18 protein-coding genes are annotated in these 20,086 nt (G+C 58.9%); 14 read left to right on the top strand and 4 right to left on the bottom strand.

Going from position 1 to position 20,086, the window contains the following annotated elements; translation table 11 throughout:
• Positions 1–20 precede the first annotated feature (20 nt).
• Together BKA12_RS07755 and BKA12_RS07750 are read left to right on the top strand one after the other, a co-directional pair.
• On the top strand, positions 21–1,160 hold the full coding sequence (locus BKA12_RS07755) for a trans-sulfuration enzyme family protein (RefSeq protein ID WP_246361632.1): 1,140 nt from the start codon (positions 21–23) through the stop codon (positions 1,158–1,160).
• Between the two features lie 28 nt (positions 1,161–1,188).
• Positions 1,189–1,488 carry a DUF2516 family protein gene (locus BKA12_RS07750; protein ID WP_183642194.1) on the top strand — a complete coding sequence of 100 codons (300 nt, stop codon included), beginning with the start codon at positions 1,189–1,191 and terminating at the stop codon, positions 1,486–1,488.
• A gap of 36 nt (positions 1,489–1,524) precedes the next feature.
• On the opposite strand, the gene BKA12_RS07745 is transcribed toward BKA12_RS07750, so the two are convergent.
• Positions 1,525–2,367 carry a class I SAM-dependent methyltransferase gene (locus BKA12_RS07745; protein ID WP_183642191.1) on the bottom strand — a complete coding sequence of 281 codons (843 nt, stop codon included), beginning with the start codon at positions 2,365–2,367 and terminating at the stop codon, positions 1,525–1,527.
• A 14-nt stretch (positions 2,368–2,381) separates the two neighbouring features.
• Between BKA12_RS07745 and BKA12_RS07740 the strand changes: the two genes are divergently transcribed.
• Positions 2,382–3,125, top strand: a complete 744-nt coding sequence (locus BKA12_RS07740) for a phosphoglyceromutase (protein WP_183642188.1) — start codon at positions 2,382–2,384, stop codon at positions 3,123–3,125.
• A gap of 445 nt (positions 3,126–3,570) precedes the next feature.
• Here BKA12_RS07740 and phoU read toward each other — a convergent pair whose 3' ends face one another.
• The gene (gene phoU / locus BKA12_RS07735) at positions 3,571–4,239 is read right to left on the bottom strand and encodes a phosphate signaling complex protein PhoU (protein ID WP_183642185.1); all 669 of its coding nucleotides are present in this window, start codon (positions 4,237–4,239) and stop codon (positions 3,571–3,573) included.
• Between the two features lie 176 nt (positions 4,240–4,415).
• Here phoU and BKA12_RS07730 point away from each other — a divergent pair, with 176 nt between their 5' ends.
• The 4 genes from BKA12_RS07730 (at position 4,416) to BKA12_RS07715 (ending at position 8,580) form a co-directional block, all read left to right on the top strand.
• A complete protein-coding gene (locus BKA12_RS07730) occupies positions 4,416–5,633 on the top strand; it encodes a sensor histidine kinase (protein WP_338087465.1) in 1,218 nt (405 codons plus the stop codon).
• Positions 5,611–6,291, top strand: a complete 681-nt coding sequence (locus tag BKA12_RS07725; RefSeq protein WP_183642182.1) for a response regulator transcription factor — start codon at positions 5,611–5,613, stop codon at positions 6,289–6,291. Before BKA12_RS07730 ends, BKA12_RS07725 begins: the two co-directional genes overlap by 23 nt.
• A 26-nt stretch (positions 6,292–6,317) precedes the next feature.
• On the top strand, positions 6,318–6,878 hold the full coding sequence (locus BKA12_RS07720) for a cysteine hydrolase family protein (protein ID WP_183642179.1): 561 nt from the start codon (positions 6,318–6,320) through the stop codon (positions 6,876–6,878).
• Between the two features lie 448 nt (positions 6,879–7,326).
• Positions 7,327–8,580: an IS30 family transposase gene (locus tag BKA12_RS07715; protein WP_338087527.1), complete on the top strand. Its 1,254-nt coding sequence runs from the start codon at positions 7,327–7,329 to the stop codon at positions 8,578–8,580.
• Positions 8,581–8,663: 83 nt separating this feature from the next.
• Here the strand turns inward: BKA12_RS07715 and BKA12_RS07710 are convergent, their stop codons facing one another.
• A complete protein-coding gene (locus tag BKA12_RS07710) occupies positions 8,664–9,200 on the bottom strand; it encodes a hypothetical protein (protein WP_183642177.1) in 537 nt (178 codons plus the stop codon).
• Positions 9,201–9,431: 231 nt separating this feature from the next.
• Here BKA12_RS07710 and BKA12_RS07705 point away from each other — a divergent pair, with 231 nt between their 5' ends.
• From BKA12_RS07705 to BKA12_RS07675, 7 genes are all read left to right on the top strand, one after another.
• Positions 9,432–9,932 carry a CarD family transcriptional regulator gene (locus BKA12_RS07705; protein ID WP_183642174.1) on the top strand — a complete coding sequence of 167 codons (501 nt, stop codon included), beginning with the start codon at positions 9,432–9,434 and terminating at the stop codon, positions 9,930–9,932.
• A gap of 155 nt (positions 9,933–10,087) precedes the next feature.
• A complete protein-coding gene (gene ispD, locus BKA12_RS07700) occupies positions 10,088–10,834 on the top strand; it encodes a 2-C-methyl-D-erythritol 4-phosphate cytidylyltransferase (RefSeq protein WP_183642171.1) in 747 nt (248 codons plus the stop codon).
• On the top strand, positions 10,831–11,334 hold the full coding sequence (gene ispF, locus BKA12_RS07695) for a 2-C-methyl-D-erythritol 2,4-cyclodiphosphate synthase (RefSeq protein WP_183642168.1): 504 nt from the start codon (positions 10,831–10,833) through the stop codon (positions 11,332–11,334). Before ispD ends, ispF begins: the two co-directional genes overlap by 4 nt.
• A gap of 59 nt (positions 11,335–11,393) precedes the next feature.
• Positions 11,394–12,851, top strand: coding sequence for a cysteine--tRNA ligase (gene cysS, locus BKA12_RS07690; RefSeq protein ID WP_183642164.1), 1,458 nt, complete (start codon positions 11,394–11,396; stop codon positions 12,849–12,851).
• A gap of 93 nt (positions 12,852–12,944) precedes the next feature.
• A complete protein-coding gene (rlmB, locus tag BKA12_RS07685; RefSeq protein ID WP_183642161.1) occupies positions 12,945–13,922 on the top strand; it encodes a 23S rRNA (guanosine(2251)-2'-O)-methyltransferase RlmB in 978 nt (325 codons plus the stop codon).
• A gap of 2 nt (positions 13,923–13,924) precedes the next feature.
• Entirely contained in the window at positions 13,925–16,162 is a 2,238-nt protein-coding gene (glgX, locus tag BKA12_RS07680; protein WP_183642158.1) for a glycogen debranching protein GlgX, read from the top strand.
• Positions 16,163–16,250: 88 nt separating this feature from the next.
• Positions 16,251–17,312 (top strand): 2,3-butanediol dehydrogenase, encoded by a 1,062-nt coding sequence (locus BKA12_RS07675; protein WP_183642155.1) that lies wholly within the window; start codon positions 16,251–16,253, stop codon positions 17,310–17,312.
• A 94-nt stretch (positions 17,313–17,406) separates the two neighbouring features.
• Here the strand turns inward: BKA12_RS07675 and glgP are convergent, their stop codons facing one another.
• Positions 17,407–20,016, bottom strand: a complete 2,610-nt coding sequence (gene glgP / locus BKA12_RS07670) for an alpha-glucan family phosphorylase (protein WP_183642152.1) — start codon at positions 20,014–20,016, stop codon at positions 17,407–17,409.
• Between the last annotated feature and the right edge of the window lie 70 nt (positions 20,017–20,086).

The raw sequence follows: 20,086 nt of genomic DNA, 5'->3' as shown, positions 1-20,086 counted from the left end.
AACTGTCGTATTCTGGCCGAATGCACAACCCTGATTTGTCCCCGGAATCCCTCGTCGTCGCGTTGGGACGCCCGCCGCACACTCTTGATGCGCCCGTGAACCCCTCCATTACCATGACGTCGACGTACGTGGGAGCCGCTACCCCGACTGGCTCTGAGCGCGTTTACGCGCGATTCTCCAACCCCACGTGGGATCCGTTTGAGGAAGCCCTCGGCACGCTGGAGAAGGCTTCGTCGCCAGCTCTCTTGTACGCGTCCGGCATGGCGTCCATCGCTGCCGCTTTCAACTTGGTCCCGCTAGGCGGCACCATCGTGCTTCCCGAAACCGCGTACAACGGCACGTTGGCGCTTGGCCAGCAAAAGGAAGCCGCCGGGCACTTCAAGGTTCGCATCGCACCGGTGAGTGACACTGACGCCACCATCGCACTGCTCGACGGCGCAGATGTCTTGTGGATCGAGAGCCCCACCAACCCCATGCTCGAGGTAGCCGACATCGCGGCGCTTGCAGCAGCAGCGAAAGAGCGCGGCATCCTGACGATCGTGGACAACACTTTCGCCACCCCGCTGGTACAGCAGCCGCTCACGATGGGGGCAGACGTCGTCGTGCACTCTGTAACTAAGTCGCTTTCCGGGCACTCGGACGTCATCCTCGGCGCCGTAGTGTGTGCGGATCCTGAGCTGCGCCAGCGCATGCACGGCGAGCGCACGTTGCAGGGCGCCATCCCTGGGCCGTTTGAAGCGTGGCTCGCGTTGCGCGGTTTGCGCACCTTGTCCGTGCGCGTGGAAAAGTCCATGGCGAACGCTCAAGAGCTTGCTGAGCGCCTCGAAAATCACCCGAATCTGGAGGGCGTGCGATACCCCGGCTTGCCCACGGATCCCGGCTATGAACGCGCGAAAGCCACCATGAACGGCTTCGGTGCGGTTTTGGGCATTTACGTTGCGGGCGGTGCGGAAGCGGCGGAACGCTTCCTCGATGCGCTACAGCTCTGGACCCCGGCTACCAGTCTCGGTGGGGTGGAGTCTCTTGCAGAACGACGACGCCGCCACGCCTCCGAACCCAAGTCCGTTGCGGAAAACATGGTGCGTTTGAGCGTCGGCATTGAGAACGTGGACGACTTGTGGCGCGACTTGGATCAAGCTTTGCGCGCTTCAGCGCTCTAGAAACACCTAGCGCCTTTAGACTGTCTCTATGGCCCTCGCGTTTCAGTTTGAATACTATTTGATGCTCGCGCTCGCGCTGGTGGCACTCGGCTTGGCCGTGTGGTCGCTCGTGGACTGCTTCATGCGCCCAGCGCCGCGCTTTGCGCAAGAAGGTAAGCGCACGAAGGGCTTTTGGCTCGCTCTGACAGCAGGAGCAACGCTCGCCACCGTGCTGAGCGTGTTCCAGTCTGGTGGCATCCTCCAGCTCATCGGCGCTTGCATCGCGTGCGTGTACTTGGCTGATGTTCGCCCGGCCGTCAGCGGCCGCGGTGGGTATTACAACTACTAGAGCTGCTGCTCTCACCTCGAGAGCCAAACTCCACTTTTAGAGAGCTGACGATTGTCCGGGACGTACCGCGTCCCACGCGATCGTCAGCTCTCCCAGTCTCCAGCGAGAAACGCCGCCGAGAATGGCCCACCCCTCGGCTTTGAGTGACTGACACATCTGGATCCAGCGCTGTCGCGCGCCGAAAGAACGGACGGTCGCCGCATGAGCCCACGCCGCGTCGCACGCCTGGAGGAAATCGTGAATGCGCTCTCCCGGGGTATTGCGGTGTATCAGGGCCTTCGGGAGCCGTTCGGCGGCGTCGGACGGTAGTTCGAACGCACCGAAGCGCATCGCGAGCGTCAAAGATTCCGGGCCGTCTTCGCGCAACGCTACCCACGTCGCCACGCGACCGATCTCGCTACACGTTCCTTCAATGACCAAGCCGCCCGGCGCTAAACGCGAGGCCATACGTGTCCAGATGGCGGCGACGTCGTCCTCTTGATACTGCCGCAGGACGTTGAACGCGCGCACGACGAGTGGCCGCTGCGGAGTCTGCAACTCAAAGCCGCCCAGCGCGAAAGCGAGGCCCTCGCGAGCGGCGCTTTGGGCCAACTGCACGCGATCCTTCTCAATCTCGAGTCCCAAGACCTGCGTGCGCGGATTGATTTTTCGTAATGCTTCAAACATTTCCAGCGTGGTGACCGGGGAAGCGCCGAAACCAAGGTCCACGGCGAGAGGGGCGTCTGTGCCGCGCAATAGAGCTGTTTGTGTACCGGTGAGCCAGCGATCTACGCGGCGCATACGGTGCGGATGCGTGGTGCCGCGCGTGATATTGCCGATGGGCGCGCCGACATGTGTGTCTTTGCTGAGTCTCTCTGCTTTGCGCACCACGGCGACCATTTTAGGATGAGGACATGACTCATACGTTGATCTTGCTCCGTCACGGCCAGTCCGAATGGAATGAAAAGAACCTTTTTACCGGTTGGTACGACGTCACGTTGACCGAACAGGGCCGCGCTGAAGCGACCCGCGGCGGCGCATTGTTGCGCGAAGCCGGGCTCAACCCAGACGTCTTGCACACCTCCGTGCTCAAGCGCGCCATCATCACCGCGAACTTGGCCCTCGAGGAAGCCGACCGCTTGTGGATCCCTGTGAAGCGCTCCTGGCGCCTCAACGAGCGCCACTACGGCGCTTTGCAGGGCAAGGACAAGACTCAGGTCCGCGACGAGTTCGGCGAAGAGCAGTTCATGGTGTGGCGCCGCTCATACGACACCCCGCCGCCAGCACTGTCTGACGACTCCGAGTTCTCCCAGGCCCACGATCCTCGTTACGCCGACCTCGGCGACGCAGCCCCCCGCACCGAGTGCTTGAAGGACGTGCTGGATCGCATGCTTCCTTACTGGGAAGAGAGCATCATTCCAGACCTAGCCGCCGGCAAGACCGTCTTGGTGACCGCACACGGCAACTCGCTGCGCGCTCTCGTCAAGCACCTCGATGGAATCTCCGACGAGGACATTGCGAGCTTGAACATTCCTACCGGTATCCCGCTCGTGTACGAGTTGGACGACGAGTTCCGTCCCACCGGACCGGGCAAGTACTTGGACCCAGACGCGGCTGCCGAGGCCATCACCGCAGTGGCGAACCAGGGCAAGCACTAAGCGCCTTCATCTAAGCGCCCGCTGGTTCCGGAACGCGTGCTTAACGGAACTCGTGGGTATCGGAAATCCTGAGTACCGGAACTCGTGGGTACCGGAAATCCTGAGTACCGGAACTCGTGGGTATCGGAAATCCTGAGTACCGGAACTCGTGGGTACCGGAAAAACGGGTTCATACTAGAATCACGGGCGTTCGCGAGATAAGTCCACGAGTCTGCCGACTCAAGTCTGGCTGTTTGTTGGGGGATCACGCGGACGTCCGTTTTCTATGCCCTTTGGCGGTTACCGTCTCCGCCAGCTAGGTGAGGCCAAAATGCAACAACTTTTTTCGGAATTTCTGTAGAGTTTTGGTCGCGCATAGGTCCCTAAACCTTACCTAGCTCTCCAAGCACAGAGGAGGTCCGTCACCCACGTGAGTGACGGACCTCCTCTGTAAGTATTGAGGGGCCTAGAGCTGGCCGCGAACGCCGATTTCTGGATCCCACTCGCCGGTGACGAGGTAGGTAACCTTGCGGGCCACGGAAACACCGTGGTCAGCGTAGCGCTCGAGGTAACGGCTGGTCAGCGTGGAGTCAGCAGTTGCAGGAGCGGATTCGTTCCAGTCTGGATCAGCGACAACCTTAAAGACGGAAGCGTGGAGCTCGTCGACGCGGTTGTTGAGGCCAATGATTTCGCTAGCAATGTTGAGGTCGCGGGACTCGAGGAGCTCGGTAACCTTCTGTGCGATCTGAACGTCGAGGGAAGCCATTTCCTTGAACGTCTCCGCCAAGCGCTGCGGAGCAACGTTGTTAGGGAAGCGCAAGCGAGTCAGCTGCGCGATGTGACGAGCAAGGTCACCCATGCGCTCCAACGAAGCGGACATACGCAGGGACCCAACGATCATACGGAGGTCCGAAGCTACGGGACCCTGGAGAGCCAAGATGTCGATGGCTCGCTCGTCGAGGGAGGTCTGGAGGTAATCGATCTTCTGATCAGCGGCGATGACTTCCTGAGCAATGTCGGTGTCAGCTGCTTCAAAGGAAGCGTAGGCACGCTCCATTGCTTCGGCTACCAGCTTGGACATCTGGATAAGTTCGTCACCAATGGACTTCAGCTCAGCCTGAAATACTTCGCGCACGTTGCGTCCTTTCATCGGAAGAGGCAGCAATGAACACAGATTGCCGCCTCGCTACTTCGCAACATTGACATTACTAGATGAACCCCGAGGGAAGTCTTGGTGAACGGGTAGTTAACGAGCCGTCTTCCGGATTAATTCTTACCGGTAACCTTCTGTGGAACCGGTACGCTACTCGGGTGGACGACATCATATTAATGCTTATCGCGGGCATTATTGGGCTTGCCATTGGTGTTGCCGGATTGAGTGCGTATCGGGTCTCTCAGAACCGGCGCTCCCTGCTCGCGGAGAACCTCGAGGCAGAGCTGCCTCCGGGGTCCGTTGAGGTGCTCTCCATTGTGGGCCGCGCTTTCGTGGTGGTGGATGAGATCGACGGAGTGGTCCGCGCAAATCCTTCCGCATACGCATACGGCCTAGTCAGAGGCCATACTCTGGTTCATCCAGAACTTATTGAACTCGCTCGCCGCGTCCGCGCTGATGGCGTCATTGAAGAAAAGCAGTTTGAACTTTCTCGTGGCCCCCTTGGTCAAGGAACCATTGTGGTGCATGTTCGTGTGGCCGCCTTGGGCGACGAGTTCATTCTGTTGCTCGCGGATGACCGCACCGAAATCACGCGTACTGAAGCAATCCGCACAGACTTCGTCGCCAACGTTTCCCATGAACTCAAAACGCCCGTCGGCGCTATTACGCTGCTGAGCGAAGCAATGGATGACGCAGCCGGAGATGAAGTAGCCGTTCGGCGTTTCGCGGGACGCTTACAAAAGGAATCGGCCCGACTCAAGGCCCTCGTCCAAGACATCATTGAACTTTCTCGCCTGCAGGGCACCAATGTGGTCATCCAAGGAACGCCGGTAGACATCAACCAGATCGTCACCGAGGCCATTGACCGCAACAAGCTCTCGGCAGACAACAAGAACATCACGCTCACGGTGGGTCTGGCACGGGATTCGGCAATGGTCTTCGGCGATAAAGAGCTCTTGACCACTGCCTTCAAGAACCTGATCGATAACGCCATTCGCTACTCGCCTGATGATACGGCGGTAGGTGTGGGAGTCCGCGTCAAGGATTCCCTGGTCCAGGTATCAGTGACAGACCGCGGCCCTGGCATCCCCGTTGAGGAACAAGAGCGGATCTTCGAGCGCTTCTATAGAGTGGATGAAGCTCGTTCCCGACAAACGGGTGGCACAGGGTTGGGGCTCTCTATCGTCAAGCACGTGGTGTCGAACCACGGCGGCGAAGTGACGGTGTGGTCCCGACCAAATAGCGGGTCGACGTTCACGGTACGTCTACCAGAATTTGAAGACGCTGCGATGCCCCACGGCAATGAAGCGGAAATCAAGGGCACGATGAGTGCTCCAGGAGAGGGAGGCCAGCTTGACGCGAATCTTGGTAGTTGAAGATGAGGAGTCGCTGAGCGATCCGCTGTCCTACTTGCTCGAAAAAGAGGGCTTCGAAGTTCAGGTCGTGGACAACGGCAATGACGCCATCGTGGAGTTTGACCGCGTCGGCGCGGACTTGGTTCTGCTTGACCTCATGCTCCCCGGCCAGCCAGGCACGGAAGTGTGCCGCCAGTTGCGCCAGCGCTCTAACGTTCCGGTCATTATGTTGACCGCAAAGGATTCTGAGATCGACAAGGTCGTGGGTCTCGAACTGGGCGCGGATGACTACGTCACCAAGCCCTACAGCGCCCGCGAGCTTGTAGCGCGTGTGCGCGCCGTTCTACGCCGTCAGGGAGAGCCTGAAGAGCTCATCACCAACACCGTCCAGGGCGGCCCCGTCCGCATGGATGTGGAGCGCCACACGGTCAGCGTCTACGGAGAGACCATTTCTCTGCCGCTCAAGGAGTTTGAGCTTCTGGAAATGCTTTTGCGCAACACTGGCCGCGTGCTCACCCGTGGGCAGCTCATTGACCGCGTATGGGGCTCTGACTACGTGGGGGACACCAAGACCCTCGACGTTCACATCAAGCGCCTGCGCTCCAAGATTGAGCCAGATCCCTCTAACCCTAAGCACCTCGTGACAGTGCGTGGACTGGGCTATAAGTTTGACGTGTAGTTGATCGGCTCATCGAGAGGGGCTTCATGTCCACGTTAGAGAACCGCACGCACGCCGCACTTTTGGTGGTTGATGTCCAGAAGGGCGTCATGGGTAACTCGGTGCATTCCGAGGACGTGATTTCGCGCATCCAGCAGCTCGTGGACTGGGCTCGGGCCAAAGATCAGCAAGTGATCTGGGTCCAGCATTCCAGCGAAGAACTCGAATTGGGTTCCACCGTTTGGGAGATTGTTGACGAGCTAAAACCTGCCGCCGAAGACCCGATTGTTCACAAGCTTTATGGTGATTCTTTCGAGGCCACCAATTTGGAAGAGGTGCTCGCGGAAGCGGGAATCTCGCACCTCTATGTCGCCGGCGCTCAGAGCGACGCCTGCATTCGCTCCACTATTCACGGGGCTTTCACGCGTGGCTACGACGTGAGCCTCGTCAGCGATGCGCACACCACGGAAGATCTCTCTGAGTGGGGCGCTCCCGAGCCGGATCAGGTCATTAGCCACACGAATTTGTACTGGAGCTTCCAAGAAGCACCCGGCCGTACGGCGGAAGTTATCGCAACGGACAAGCTTATTAGCCGTACGGAACACTAATTCTGGGTCTTAAATAATTACGACGCCGCAGCTACAGGGCGGATTCTAACGGTCGTTGCAACACCTTGAATTTTCAGGAGTTGCAACGACCGTGTCTGTTTTTTCCGAGAACCGTTTAACGAGGTCGTTAAGATCGCGTGGGGCCAGGATCACTGTTGAAGAGAAGCAGCGCTTCGCTGTTGTCCTTGGTCAAACTGGGCGTGTTAAGGACGCTGCCCAAGTTATCGGGATATCGTTGCCCACGGCGTACCAGTTGGCTAGGAAATATGGGTGGGGATCTTCGGGTCCGGGTTCCATTGGTCGGTCGCGTTCGAAGTACACGCCGGAACAAAAAGCTGCGTTTTTCGCTGCTTTTGAAAAACACCAGAACGTCAGTAAAGCGGCTGGCGAAGTGAATATTCCTTACCCTACTTGTTACCTGTGGGCCGCGGAAGCCGGGTTGAAAACTATCAGACGCGGTGCGCGTCAACGCGAAGAGTTCGTGCGTTTACGAGCCCAAGGCATGAGCCGTCGTGAGGCTACCGAACTGGTAGGCATTCATCCCAGCACGGCCAAGGACTGGGATAACGGTGTTCGCAAGAATGGAAACGGGAGGGTCTATCCCGATGGTCGTGTAGTGAACTACAAAAGTGGGGTGACCACCTATACCCATATCGCCGGCCAGCATCAAACGAGTGCCAGTCCGAGCTTGCGTGCGTTGGAGCAACAGATTGATGCGCGGTTCCTGTCCATGACTGAACGGGAGGAAATCTACGCGATGACCGTTGCAGGACATTCATATCGTCAAATCGCCGTGAAGCTACAGCGTTCACCGTCCACCATCAGCAGAGAGGTCCGCAGGAACTGCTCTATAGGCGGTGCTTACTATCCTCATACTGCGCACCGGCAAGCGGTCGCTCGCAGGTCACGACCGAAGGAAGCAAAACTTGCGCGCCCAGGACGGCTGCGTGATTACGTTGCTTATGGTTTGCGCCTAGGGTGGTCTCCGGAACAAGTCTGCCGTCGGATGGTGGCTGATCACCCTGATGATTTGGAGATGCAGGTGTGTCAGGAAACGGTGTATCAATCGATCTATCTGCAGGCTCGTGGCGGTCTAAAACGGGAAGTCACGCAAGCGCTACGTTCTGGCAGAGCACGACGTAAACCACAGAAAAAGATTGATGAACGTCAGCCGCGTTTCCGCGATGGAATGATTAACATCAGCGAACGACCCGCCACTGTCGAGGACCGTGCGGTGCCTGGCCATTGGGAAGGCGACTTGATCATGGGCGCCGGGAATCTGTCCGCGATCGGAACCCTAGTCGAGCGCACCACCCGGTTCGTGATGCTCGTGCATTTACCCAGAGATCACACCGCCCAGACGGTGCGCGACGGTCTGATCAACACGATGCTGAAGCTACCTGAAGCCCTACGCGGTTCACTGACATGGGATCAAGGAATCGAAATGGCGTTACACAAGTCATTCAGCGCCGCTACAGACATGGACGTGTATTTCTGTGATCCCCACAGCCCTTGGCAACGTGGTTCGAACGAAAACACCAACGGGCTACTACGCCAGTATTTTCCAAAGAGTACAGACCTAAGTCAGTACGGTCCGGAAGATCTCGAACAAGTGGCGATACTACTCAACGGGCGCCCAAGAAAATCGCTCGACTGGAAAACTCCAGCCGAGCGATTACATGAATTACTATCAGAACCCTAGACCGCTAGTGTTGCAACGACCGATAGAAACCGCCCAGAAAGTGCCGAGCTGCGGCGTCGTAATCAGAAATTTAGGAGAGGCTTTTAGTGTGATTCCTCAGACTCAGTAGCCTTTTCCTTGAGGTGCTCAACGGTCTTTTCGTCGAATCCACCTGGGATGTATTCGCGGTACTCAGGAAGGGCGCCGTCAACCACAGGAATGGCAACGTTGGCGCTCTGGCCTTCGGCTTCAACCGTGGCGTCGACCTGCTCGCCAGGAACCTTGCCGGCCTTGGAGATGGTCTTTTCGTTAGCGGAGTCCTCGAGCTTGAGAGCCGACTTTGGCTCAACCTCGATCGTCGTGTTGCCAGATTCCAAGGTCAACGTGACGGACTGTGCCTTGTCAGAGTCATTGACGATGGTGCCCAAGAAGCGAGCTTCCGAGTCTGCATCGTTGGTAACCAGCATCAGGTTGCGCACCTTGAGGTCGCCAACATTTGCGGCAACGCCATCAGAAGCGGCGTAGGTCATTTGCGTGGCCTGCTGGTTGATTGCACCGCAACCTGCAGTTCCAACAGCGATCAGCGCAGCGACGCCCAAAGCACCGGCGCGGCGGCCAAACTTATTCGATCCGATCTTCACGTCGAAGTCTCCTCATTGATTACAGGTGCGGTCCTCGCATTAGCCTAATGGTTCGCCGCCCGAAAACAGATATTGAAGCGCGATTTTGACGAACTTGGCGACCGGCATCACATCTATGCCCTGCGCGATAGAGCGGAATTATGGTCCTGTCAAGCCCTTTTGGCGAGTCAACGCGCCGAGGGTTAAGTCACAAATGTGGTAAGATTGACTCCGGGAAAGGGGAAAAACCACATGGTATTTGAGGTTGGCGAGACGGTAGTTTATCCGCACCACGGCGCTGCAATGATCGAGGAGATCAAGATGCGCACTATTCGAGGTGAGGAGAAGATGTACCTCAAGCTCAAGGTGGCTCAGGGTGATTTGACCATTGAGGTCCCCGCCGAGAATGTTGACTTGGTTGGCGTTCGCGATGTTGTGAGCCAGAAGGGCCTTGAGCACGTTTTCGACGTACTCCGTGCCGAACACACTGAAGAGCCGGCCAATTGGTCGCGCCGCTACAAGGCAAACGTTGAGAAGCTTGCTTCCGGCGATGTCATCAAGGTAGCCGAGGTTGTTCGTGACTTGTGGCGCCGCGATATTGATCGCGGACTTTCTGCAGGCGAGAAGCGCATGCTTTCTAAGGCGCGTCAGATTCTGATCTCTGAATTGGCATTGGCCAAGAAGGTTGAAGAAGAGCAGGCAGAAGCAATGCTTGATGAGGTTCTTGCCTCGGATCGCGTAGCTAACGTCTAAATAAGATTTCTATCCGCAAGCGGCGGCCCTCTCCGAAGAGATTCGGGAGGGCCGCCGCTTTTTGTGTGCCCTGAATGGCCTGCTCTCGCTGGCGTGAAGGGTCACTGTGGGAGCGGCGCGTTGGGGATCAAAGTGAGGACTCCTAGGATGGAATCGTGACTGAAACTCCCGCAGTGCCCCGCAAAGAAGCGTCCGCCCGCGTCGCCGTGATCATGGTGGCAGCCGGCCAGGGCACCCGACTGGGCTACGGCATCCCCAAGGCCGAGGCCCCCATCGCTGAACACTCCATGCTGGAGACGGCGCTATTGTCCGCGGACAGCTTTTTGCGCCGCGATGACGTGCAGCTTGTGGCCGTCTTGCCGCCGGAGCGGGGGGAGTTCCAGCAGCTCATTGAGAATTTTGCGCGCGAGCACGGTCATCATCTTGCCGTCACGCACGGGGGAGCCACACGCACCGAGTCCGTCCTGAACGGCTTGGTTCTTGCGCCGGACGCGGAATTCGTCTTGGTGCACGACGCCGCCCGCCCCCTCGCGTCCGCCGTTTTATTTGAGCGGGTGCTTACGTCGCTCGAAGCCGGTAGCGAGGCCACCATTCCGGGCATCAAAGTTGCGGACACCATCAAGCGCATTAGTACGACGGCGGAAGTTGCCGAGACCGTCAATCGCGATGAGCTTCGCGCCATCCAGACGCCGCAGGGCTTCCAGAGGGTGGCTCTTCAAGAGGCGTACGTGGCCACGCAGTCGTGGACAGATGCCGAACGCGAGGCTGCGACGGACGAGGCCATGCTCTTTGAAATGCAGGGCCGCCCGGTTCAGGTCATTGAGGGCGAACAGCGTGCCCTCAAGGTCACCACGGCGCATGATTTGCAGGTAGTTCGGTTTTTGGCATCGGAGGAACAGTGATCATTCCACTCGTGGGCATCGGCGTTGACGTGCACGCTTTTGAAGAAGACGGCAATGACCGCGCCCTGTGGCTCGCGGGGTTGGAATGGCCGGGGGAGCGTGCTCTCAGCGGACATTCCGACGGCGACGCCGTAGCCCATGCTGCATGCGATGCTCTCTTCTCCGCCTCTGGAGTGGGAGACCTCGGAACGCATTTCGGCACGAGCCGTCCGGAATTCAAGGGTGCATCGGGAGTCACGCTGCTCAAGGAAGCTGCCCGCATTGTGCGTGACGCGGGCTTTGAGATCGGGAATGTGGCCGTCCAGTTCGTGGGCAACCGGCCGAAGTTCGGCCCACGCCGCGAAGAAGCGAATCGCGTTTTGAGTGAAGCTGCTGGCGCCAAGGTCACCGTCACCGCGACCACGTCTGATGGGCTGGGCTACGAAGGCGCCCAGCAAGGAATCACCGCGTACGCAACCGCGCTGGTCTACCCGGTGGGTGCTGAGGACAAGAGTCGCTAGAGCACGGGCGGCGTTCACCAAACACCAACGGTCCAGACTAAAACCCATAAACTGGTGCGGTGACGTTGAGATTCTATGACACCCAGACCGCCCAGATTCGTGACTTCGAGCCCATCACCGATGGCGAGGTCAAGATGTACTACTGCGGTGCCACGGTGCAGGGAATGCCGCACGTGGGACACGTCCGCTCCGCGATTGTCTTTGACATCCTGGTGCGCTGGCTCGAATACCGCGGCAACAAGGTTACGGTAGTCCGCAACGTGACGGACATCGATGACAAGATCCTCGAGAAATCCGCGCTGAGCTTCGAAGGTCCCGTCGACTATCCATACGTCGAAGACGAAGAATGGTTCGCGCTCGCATACCGCTTTGAGCAAGAGTTCCAGAAGGCCTATGACGTCCTCGGCGTGCGCCGTCCAACGTATGAGCCACGCGCTACCGGACACATCGGTGAAATGCACCGCATGATCCAGGACCTTATCGACAAGGGCCACGCCTACGCTGCCACGGATGGCAGCAACGACGTGTATTTCGACGTCCGCAGCTGGCCCGACTATGGCAACCTCACGCGCCAAAAGATCGATGACATGCAGGCCGCTCCTGACGCGGATCCTCGCGGCAAGAAGGACCCTCGCGACTTCGCACTCTGGAAGGGCCACAAAGAAGCTGACCCCATCACGGCGAGCTGGGAGTCCCCATGGGGACGCGGCCGTCCAGGCTGGCACATCGAGTGCTCCGCCATGGCAACGAAGTACCTCGGCGCTCAGTTTGATATTCACGGTGGCGGCCTTGACTTGCGTTTCCCTCACCACGAAAACGAGCTGGCCCAGGCCACAGCAGCCGGTCATGGATTTGCGAACTTCTGGTTGCACAACGGCATGGTCACCTTCGAAGGCGAGAAGATGTCCAAGTCCATTGGCAACACCATCTCCCCGGAAGAGATGATCGAAAAGTCCAACCCACGCGTGGCTCGCTATTTCTTGGGTCAGGCGCAGTACCGCTCCATGCTGGATTACCGCCCTTCGTCGTTGGACGAGGCTGCCGCGGCCATCGAGCGCATCGATACGTTCGTGAACAATGCGCTTTTCGCAGTTCACGGCGTGAAGCCCGGAGCGGACTTCGATCTGGACCTGCACCACTTTGAGGTTCCCGAATCCTACGCCAATGCGATGGATGATGACCTCAACGTCCCGCAAGCACTCGCGGCTCTTCACGAGACCGTGCGCAAGGGCAATTCGGCGCTGGCCAGCGGGGATCTAGAAACGGCAGACATCGCGCTGCAGCAGACCATGGCCATGACCCAGACGCTGGGCCTGGATGACGCACTGGATTCCACAGCCGGAAGCCCAGAAGCGGATGCCTTGGACAAGCTCATTTCGGTGCAGCTCGAAGAGCGCGCAAAGGCTCGTGCTGATAAGAATTGGGCACGCGCTGATGAGATCCGCGATCAGCTTGCAGCGGCCGGAATCATCATTGAAGATTCGGCCAATGGAGCTCGCTGGAGCATCAGCGGCTAAGCCACTGTAGAATTGAGGCCGCTGTCTGTCATGTCGGCAGCCTCTTTTCTGTAACGTGACACTCAAGAAGTCCTCGAAAGCAAGGAATACCTCATGTCCGCACCCCGGCGTCCCGGAGCCGTTCGGAAGAACAAAAAGGGCCCAACCATTGGCACGGGTGGGCACGGTAGAAAGGCTCTCGAAGGTCGCGGTCCCACGCCTAAGGCCGAAGACCGTGAGTACCACAAGGCCCACCGCGAGAAGATGCTGCGTGATCGCGCGGCTCAGAAGCACGGCAGCACCAACCGTTCTAACCGTCTGCGCACTTCTGAAGAGCTCGTTACGGGCCGCAACTCCGTAGTCGAAGCACTGCGCGCTGACATCCCTGCGAAGGTGCTTTACCTGGCCACGCGCGTCCAGATGGATGAGCGTGTTCGTGAAGCGTTGAAGATCGCAGCTGAGCGCGGCATTCCCGTGATGGAAACCGGCAAGCCAGAGCTGGATCGCATGACGGATGACGCCGTGCACCAGGGCCTTGCTCTGCAGGTTCCTCCGTACAACTACCCGGATGCTCTCGAGCTGATCTCTGACACCATGCTCAAGTGGCACAAGGGTTACATCAGCAAGGCGCCACTTTTCGTGGCACTCGACGGCATCACGGATCCACGTAACTTGGGTGCCATCATCCGTTCCGTCGCAGCATTCGGCGGCACGGCTGTGCTCACGCCTGAGCGTCGCTCGGCCGGTATGACGGCCAGCGCCTGGAAGACGGCTGCTGGTGCAGCCGCTCGCGTTCCTGTTGCTCGTGCAACCAACCTCAACACCCTCATCAAGGACGCCAAGGAACTTGGCATCTTCGTGATCGGTCTTGACGGTGACGGCACGGTCTCCCTTCCAGACATCACGCTCGCCAACGAGCCCCTCTGCATCGTCGTGGGTGCTGAAGGTAAGGGTCTGTCCCGCCTTGTCACCGAAAACTGCGACCAGATTGTTTCCATCCCCATTAGCGCGTCAACGGAATCGCTCAACGCGTCCATGGCGGTTGGAATTTCCCTCTACGAAGTAGCCCGAAAGCGCGGTTTCAAAGGTTAGGCATGATCAGGTTTCGTCAAGAAGCCGCGCTCAGCATTGACGAGGCGCAGGGGCAGTTCTCCCACCCCTACCCACTGGGTATTAGCCCCGTCAACGCAAGCTACGGCGTCGTACCAAAATTTCATGACCACGGCGTCACTGATGCCGTGAATGTCAGTGTCTACGCGCCCGGCCTCAACGCCGTGGACGTCGTGTACACGGACCCGGCAGGCCAATGGCGCCGCTTCCCGCTGATCGAGAACACCGATGGCGTCTTCCACGGCATTGTGCCGGAGTTGCTATTTGGCGCGCGGTACGCCTTCTGGGAGGGTTCCGCGGAGCTTCCGGCTAACGGCCAGCTGCTCCTCGATCCGTACGGCCGCGCGATTGTGCGGGACCATTCTTTGGGAGGAGAGGACGACGACGCCGCTTACGTTAACGAGTACGTTTCGCCGGCTTTTGATTGGTCAGGCGACTTCGCTCCTCGCGTTCCGTGGCGCAACACCGTGATTTACGAGGCCCATGTCAAGGGCCTCACGCAACTGCACCCAGATGTGCCCGAGCACCTTCGCGGTACGTACGCTGGACTGGCTTCGGAAGCGATGATCGCGCACTTGAAGAAGCTCGGCGTGACCACCGTGCAGCTCTTGCCGATTCACTTCCATACGGATGAACCGCACTTGCAGGAACTCGGCATGCCCAACTACTGGGGCTACAACACGCTCGGGTTCTTCGCTCCGCACACTGAGTACGCTTCCGCGGACGCTCAGGCTACCGGTCAGCAGGCCGTGCAGGCGGAGCTCAAGGGCATGATCAAGCTCTTGCACGCAGCTGGCATCGAAGTAGTGCTGGACGTGGTGTTCAACCACACCGCTGAAGGCGGCCAGGATCAGCCGGCGCTTTGCTGGCGTGGTTTGGGCGATAAGCAGTACTACCGTCACGGTCACGATGGCCGCTACCTCGATACCACGGGCTGCGGAAACACCCTGAACTTCACGGACCCCGCTGTCATTCGCATGGCGCTGGACTCCTTACGGTACTGGGTGGAGGAGTACCACGTAGACGGCTTCCGCTTTGACTTGGCGGTGTCTCTCGCGCGCGACGAAAACCATCACTTCTCTCCACGCCACCCGTTCTTGGTGGCGGCGTTGGCGGACAGCGTTTTGGCGAACACCAAGCTCATCGCTGAGCCGTGGGACGTGTCCATGGGCGGATGGCAGACCGGTCACTTCCCACGCGGATTCGCAGACTGGAATGACCGCTACCGGGACACAGTGCGTGACTTCTGGGTGGCTGACCGCGGGCATCTGAAGGCTGGTGGACACGGTGAATCCGTGGCTCGCCTGGCTGGATGCTTGGCTGGCTCACGTGACTTGTTTGCAGGCTCCGGGCGCGGAACGCTCGCGAGCATCAACTTTGTCACGGCACACGACGGCTTCACGCTGCGCGACTTGGTCTCCTTTGACCGCAAGCACAACGAAGCCAACGGCGAGCAGAACCGCGACGGTCACAACCACAACCGCAGCTACAACCACGGAGTGGAAGGCCATACCGGCGACACCGCGATCCGTGCGGAGCGCTTGCAGACGCAGTCCAACGTCATGGCCACACTTTTGATGAGCCTCGGCGTCCCGATGATCACCGCGGGCGACGAAATGGGCAAGACGCAGTTCGGCAACAACAACGCCTATTGCCAGGACAACGAGCTCAATTGGCTCGACTGGTCCTGGGACGACGATCAGCGCGCCATGTTCGACACTACGCGTCGCATGATCCGGTTGCGCAACGACTTCATGGGAAGCCAGCCGTTGACCTACCCCGTGCAGGAAGAACAGAACTACATTTTGTGGTTCAACCAGCACGGGCAGCCCATGCCTGAGCACGAGTGGTCTGACAACCAGACCCGCTTGGTGCAGCTCTTGATGGGCTCCACGGACGGCAAACTCGACGGCCTGGTCATCATGAATGGCCGCTTGGATGCCACCACGGTGACGTTGCCGCGATTGGAAGAGCTTGCTGACTTCCGTCCTTCGCGCCGCGAAATCACCACGTATGAGTTGCGCTTTGCCACGTCCAAGATCAACTATCCCGAAGATCCAGACGGCGTTCACGGTTCGCGCATGCACCGCGAAGTGGAACGCGAGATACTGCGTGCGACGCAGGGCGACGACGCGGTGTTTGTGCCTCGCAAGGGCGAGAAGTACATGACGGGCGACAAGATTCGTATTGAAGGAAATAGCATCCTGATCTTCCGAGGATAGGGTTAAAGAGTCAAACAACGATTGGTTTGTTGGCCGTCCGCGGCCGTGCCGCGGACGATTCTTATAGACGCAGTTCTAAGGAGAATTCATGAGGGCAGCACGTTATTACGATCAGAAAGACATCCGCATCGAGGACATTCCAGAAATGGAATTGTTGCCGGGAACGGTTGAAATCGAAGTTGCTTGGTGCGGCATTTGCGGCACTGACTTGCACGAATACCTTGAAGGACCAATCTTCGTTCCGCCAGCAGGACATCCGCATCCTATTTCTGGCGAATCCGCTCCCGTGACGTTGGGGCACGAATTCTCCGGCACGGTGACCGCTCTGGGTGAAGGCGTCACGGACCTGAAGGTCGGCGAGAACGTTGTGGTGGAGCCCTACATCATTAACGACGACGTAGACACTTCCAAGGGACAGTCGTACCACTTGTCCAAGGACATGAACTTTATTGGCCTTGGCGGCCGTGGTGGCGGACTCTCCGAGAAGATTGTGGTGAAGCGCCGCTGGGTCCACCCTATTGGCGACATCCCACTTGATCAGGCGGCTCTGATTGAGCCGTTGTCCGTGGGCCACCACGCCTTCGTTCGTTCCGAGGCTAAAGCTGGACAGGTCGCCATTGTGGGCGGTGCCGGCCCCATCGGCTTGCTCACGGCTGCTGTGCTCAAGGCCGAGGGACTCACGGTGTACATCTCCGAATTGTCTGAGGCACGAAAGGCCAAGGCCCGTGAAACCGGCGTCGCGGACGACGTCTTCGATCCACGCGAAGTCAACGTGGCGGAAAAGGTTCGCGAACTCACCGGCGGCAAGGGCGCTGATGTGGGCTTCGAATGCTCATCCGTTCCCGTTGTCTTGGATATGTTGCTGGACGCTGTGAAGCCGGGCGGTGTGGTGGTCAACGTGTCTATCTGGGGTCACAAGCCAGCCGTTGACATGCCGAAGATTGTCCTGAAGGAAATCGACCTTCGCGGCACTATTGGTTATGCAGGGGATCATCCAGACACCATTGCCCTGGTTCAGAGCGGAAAGCTTGACCTTGCTCCGTTCATCACGGGCCGCATCGGTTTGGACGAACTCGTTTCCGGTGGCTTCGAGCAGCTCATTAACAACAACGAGCATCACGTGAAGATCATCGTGAACCCAAAGGCATAACTGCTTTTTTCGCGATCGAGCATCTCACGCGGTCCATACGAAATGCCGCTTCCCACGGGAAGCGGCATTTCGTGTTTTAGGGCAGTTATGGAGCTTAGTGAGCGTTAGCTACCAAGCCCAGTTCGGCAGATGAGGCCAAAAGCGGATGCGATGGCACCACGCGCACGCCGTAGCCGAACGAACCGGAGTGGTTGAGCACCATTTCCATGGTGTACAGGTAGCGGCCTTCGCCGAGGTCCTGTGCCAGTTCGAGGTTGCTCGTGACGGTATCCGCGAGGTCGTCATTCGCCGTGACAGTACCGGAAATGACCTGGACCTGAACCTCGTGTGGAGCGATGTCGCCCAAACGCACATACGCGTTCACACGGAAGTAATCGCCCAAGCTTGGTTCTTCGTCGATGCCCACGGACTCAACGTGCTCCACGTGAACGTTGCCGAAGCCGTGACGCATGCGGGATACGTAGTTCGCGAGTTCGCGAGCGTTCGCAAACTCGTTCGCTGCGATCTCGCGGCCTGCTTCAGCTGCCGGGATGTAGAGCTGCTGGACGTAGTCCTGAACCATGCGAGTTGCCGAGACCTTGGGACCCAGATCAGACAGCGTGTGCTTGATCATGTGGATCCAGGTGTGTGGCAATTCCGAACCTGCTGCCCCGTGCTCGGACGGCCCCGCTGCTCCAGCGCTCTCGGCAGCTTCCGTGCCGTAGAAGCGAGGAGCCACCGTGTTCTCAATGAGCGTGTAGAGCGCGGCGGACTCGAAGTCATCGCGAGCTTCAGCGGAGGTTCCTGCCGGAGCGGTAGGGATGGCCCAGCCGTTTTCGCCGTCGTACAACTCGTCCCACCAGCCATCAAGCACCGAGAGGTTGAGGGCGCCGTTTATAGCTGCCTTCATGCCGGAGGTGCCGCAGGCTTCGAGCGGGCGAAGTGGGTTGTTGAGCCACACATCGCAACCAGGGAAGAGCGTGCGAGCCATCTTCATGTCGTAGTTCGGCAAAAAGACAATGCGGTGACGCACTTCTGGATCATCCGTGAAGCGGACCAAATCCTGGATCATCTTCTTACCGGCTTCATCGGCCGGGTGAGACTTACCAGCCACCACGATCTGCACAGGGTGCTGTGGGTGCAGCAGGATCTTCTTCAAACGAGCGGGATCGCGCAGCATGAGCGTCAAGCGCTTGTACGTAGGAACGCGTCGTGCGAAACCGATCGTCAAGACATCTGGATCCAAAACGTTCTTGGTCCACTCAAGCTCAGCTTCAGAAGCGCCGCGCTTGATCCATGAAGCGCGTACGCGCTCACGAACGTCGTCAATCAGTTGCACACGAAGTTCGCGACGCAGTGCCCAGAGCTCGGCGTCATCCACGTCTGCCGCACGGGACCAGTCGCCCTCTGCCACAGTGTTGCGGCCGAATCGCTCGGCGGCGAAGTTCGCGATCTTGGGGTCAACCCACGTCGGAACGTGGACGCCGTTGGTGACCGAGGTGATGGGCACTTCGTCAACGTCGAAGCCGCTCCACAGTCCGGAGAACATGCCGCGTGAGACCTTGCCATGCAGCTTGGCCACACCATTGGCGCGCTGACCGAGTCGCAGACCCATGACGGCCATGTTGAAGGTTGCTGGGTCGCCACCCTCGTAGTTCTCGGCGCCAAGAGACAAGATGCCATCGAGTGGCACGTTCGGCGCCAGACCGGCGCGGAAGAAGTGGCCAACCTGCAGAGCCTGGAAGCGGTCAATACCTGCAGGAACCGGAGTGTGCGTGGTGAAGACCGTCGACGCGCGAACTGCGGTCAACGCTTCGTCCCACGTGAGTCCGTAGTCCATGAGCTCGCGAATGCGTTCGATGCCCAAGAAGCCGGCATGGCCTTCGTTGGTGTGGAACACCTCGGGAGCTGGGGTGCCGGTCAAGCGTGCGTAGGTACGCAGCGCCTTGACGCCGCCCATGCCCAAGAGCAGTTCCTGCTGGAGACGATGATCGCCACCACCGCCATACAGGCGGTCAGTGATTTGCCGAGCGGCGTCGTCGTTATTTGGAATGTTGGAATCCAACAGAAGGAGCGGGACGCGGCCCACGTCAGCGCGCCAAATGTACGCGTGAAGCTGGCGATTATCAGGGAGGGGAAGCGTCACGATCGCGGGGGAGCCGTCAGCTTCACGCAACAAAGTGAGCGGAAGTCCGTCCGGATCCAACACGGGGTAAGACTCTTGCTGCCACGCATCGCGCGAGAGCGCTTGCTTGAAGTAACCCGCCTGATAGAGCAAGCCCACGCCGATGAGTGGGACGCCCAAGTCGCTAGCGGACTTCAAATGGTCGCCAGCGAGGATGCCGAGGCCACCGGAGTACTGGGGGAGCACGGACGTGATGCCGTATTCGGGGGAGAAATACGCAATGGATTTCGGGGCATTCTCGCCCAAGTTCTGGCACCAACGTGGTTCGGTCAAATAGCGATCCAAGTCAGCGGTCAAATCATTGACGCGGTCCACGATCGAATGGTCGGCTGCGAGAGCGTCAAGCTTGGCGCGGTCAAACTGCCCCAGCAAGGCCACTGGATCGCCGCCGACAGCCGCATAGGCGTCCGGATCAAGGTCGCGGAAAAGATTCGCGGTGGGTTCGTGCCAGGACCAGCGCAGATTGGAAGCCAAATGGCCCAATCCGCTAATCGAGGCAGGGAGGACGGTGCGTACGGTAAATCGTCGGATAGCCTTCACCCGTCCAACGCTAGTACACAACACTGGAAAATCGCATTGTTACCCTGATCACATTCAGCAAGTTGAATTT

The sequence above is a fragment of the Neomicrococcus lactis genome (genome assembly GCF_014200305.1).
Taxonomy (GTDB): Bacteria; Actinomycetota; Actinomycetes; order Actinomycetales; family Micrococcaceae; genus Neomicrococcus; species Neomicrococcus lactis.
The sequence above is the reverse complement of the archived record's forward strand: the minus strand, read 5'-3'. Positions and strand labels throughout refer to the sequence as shown.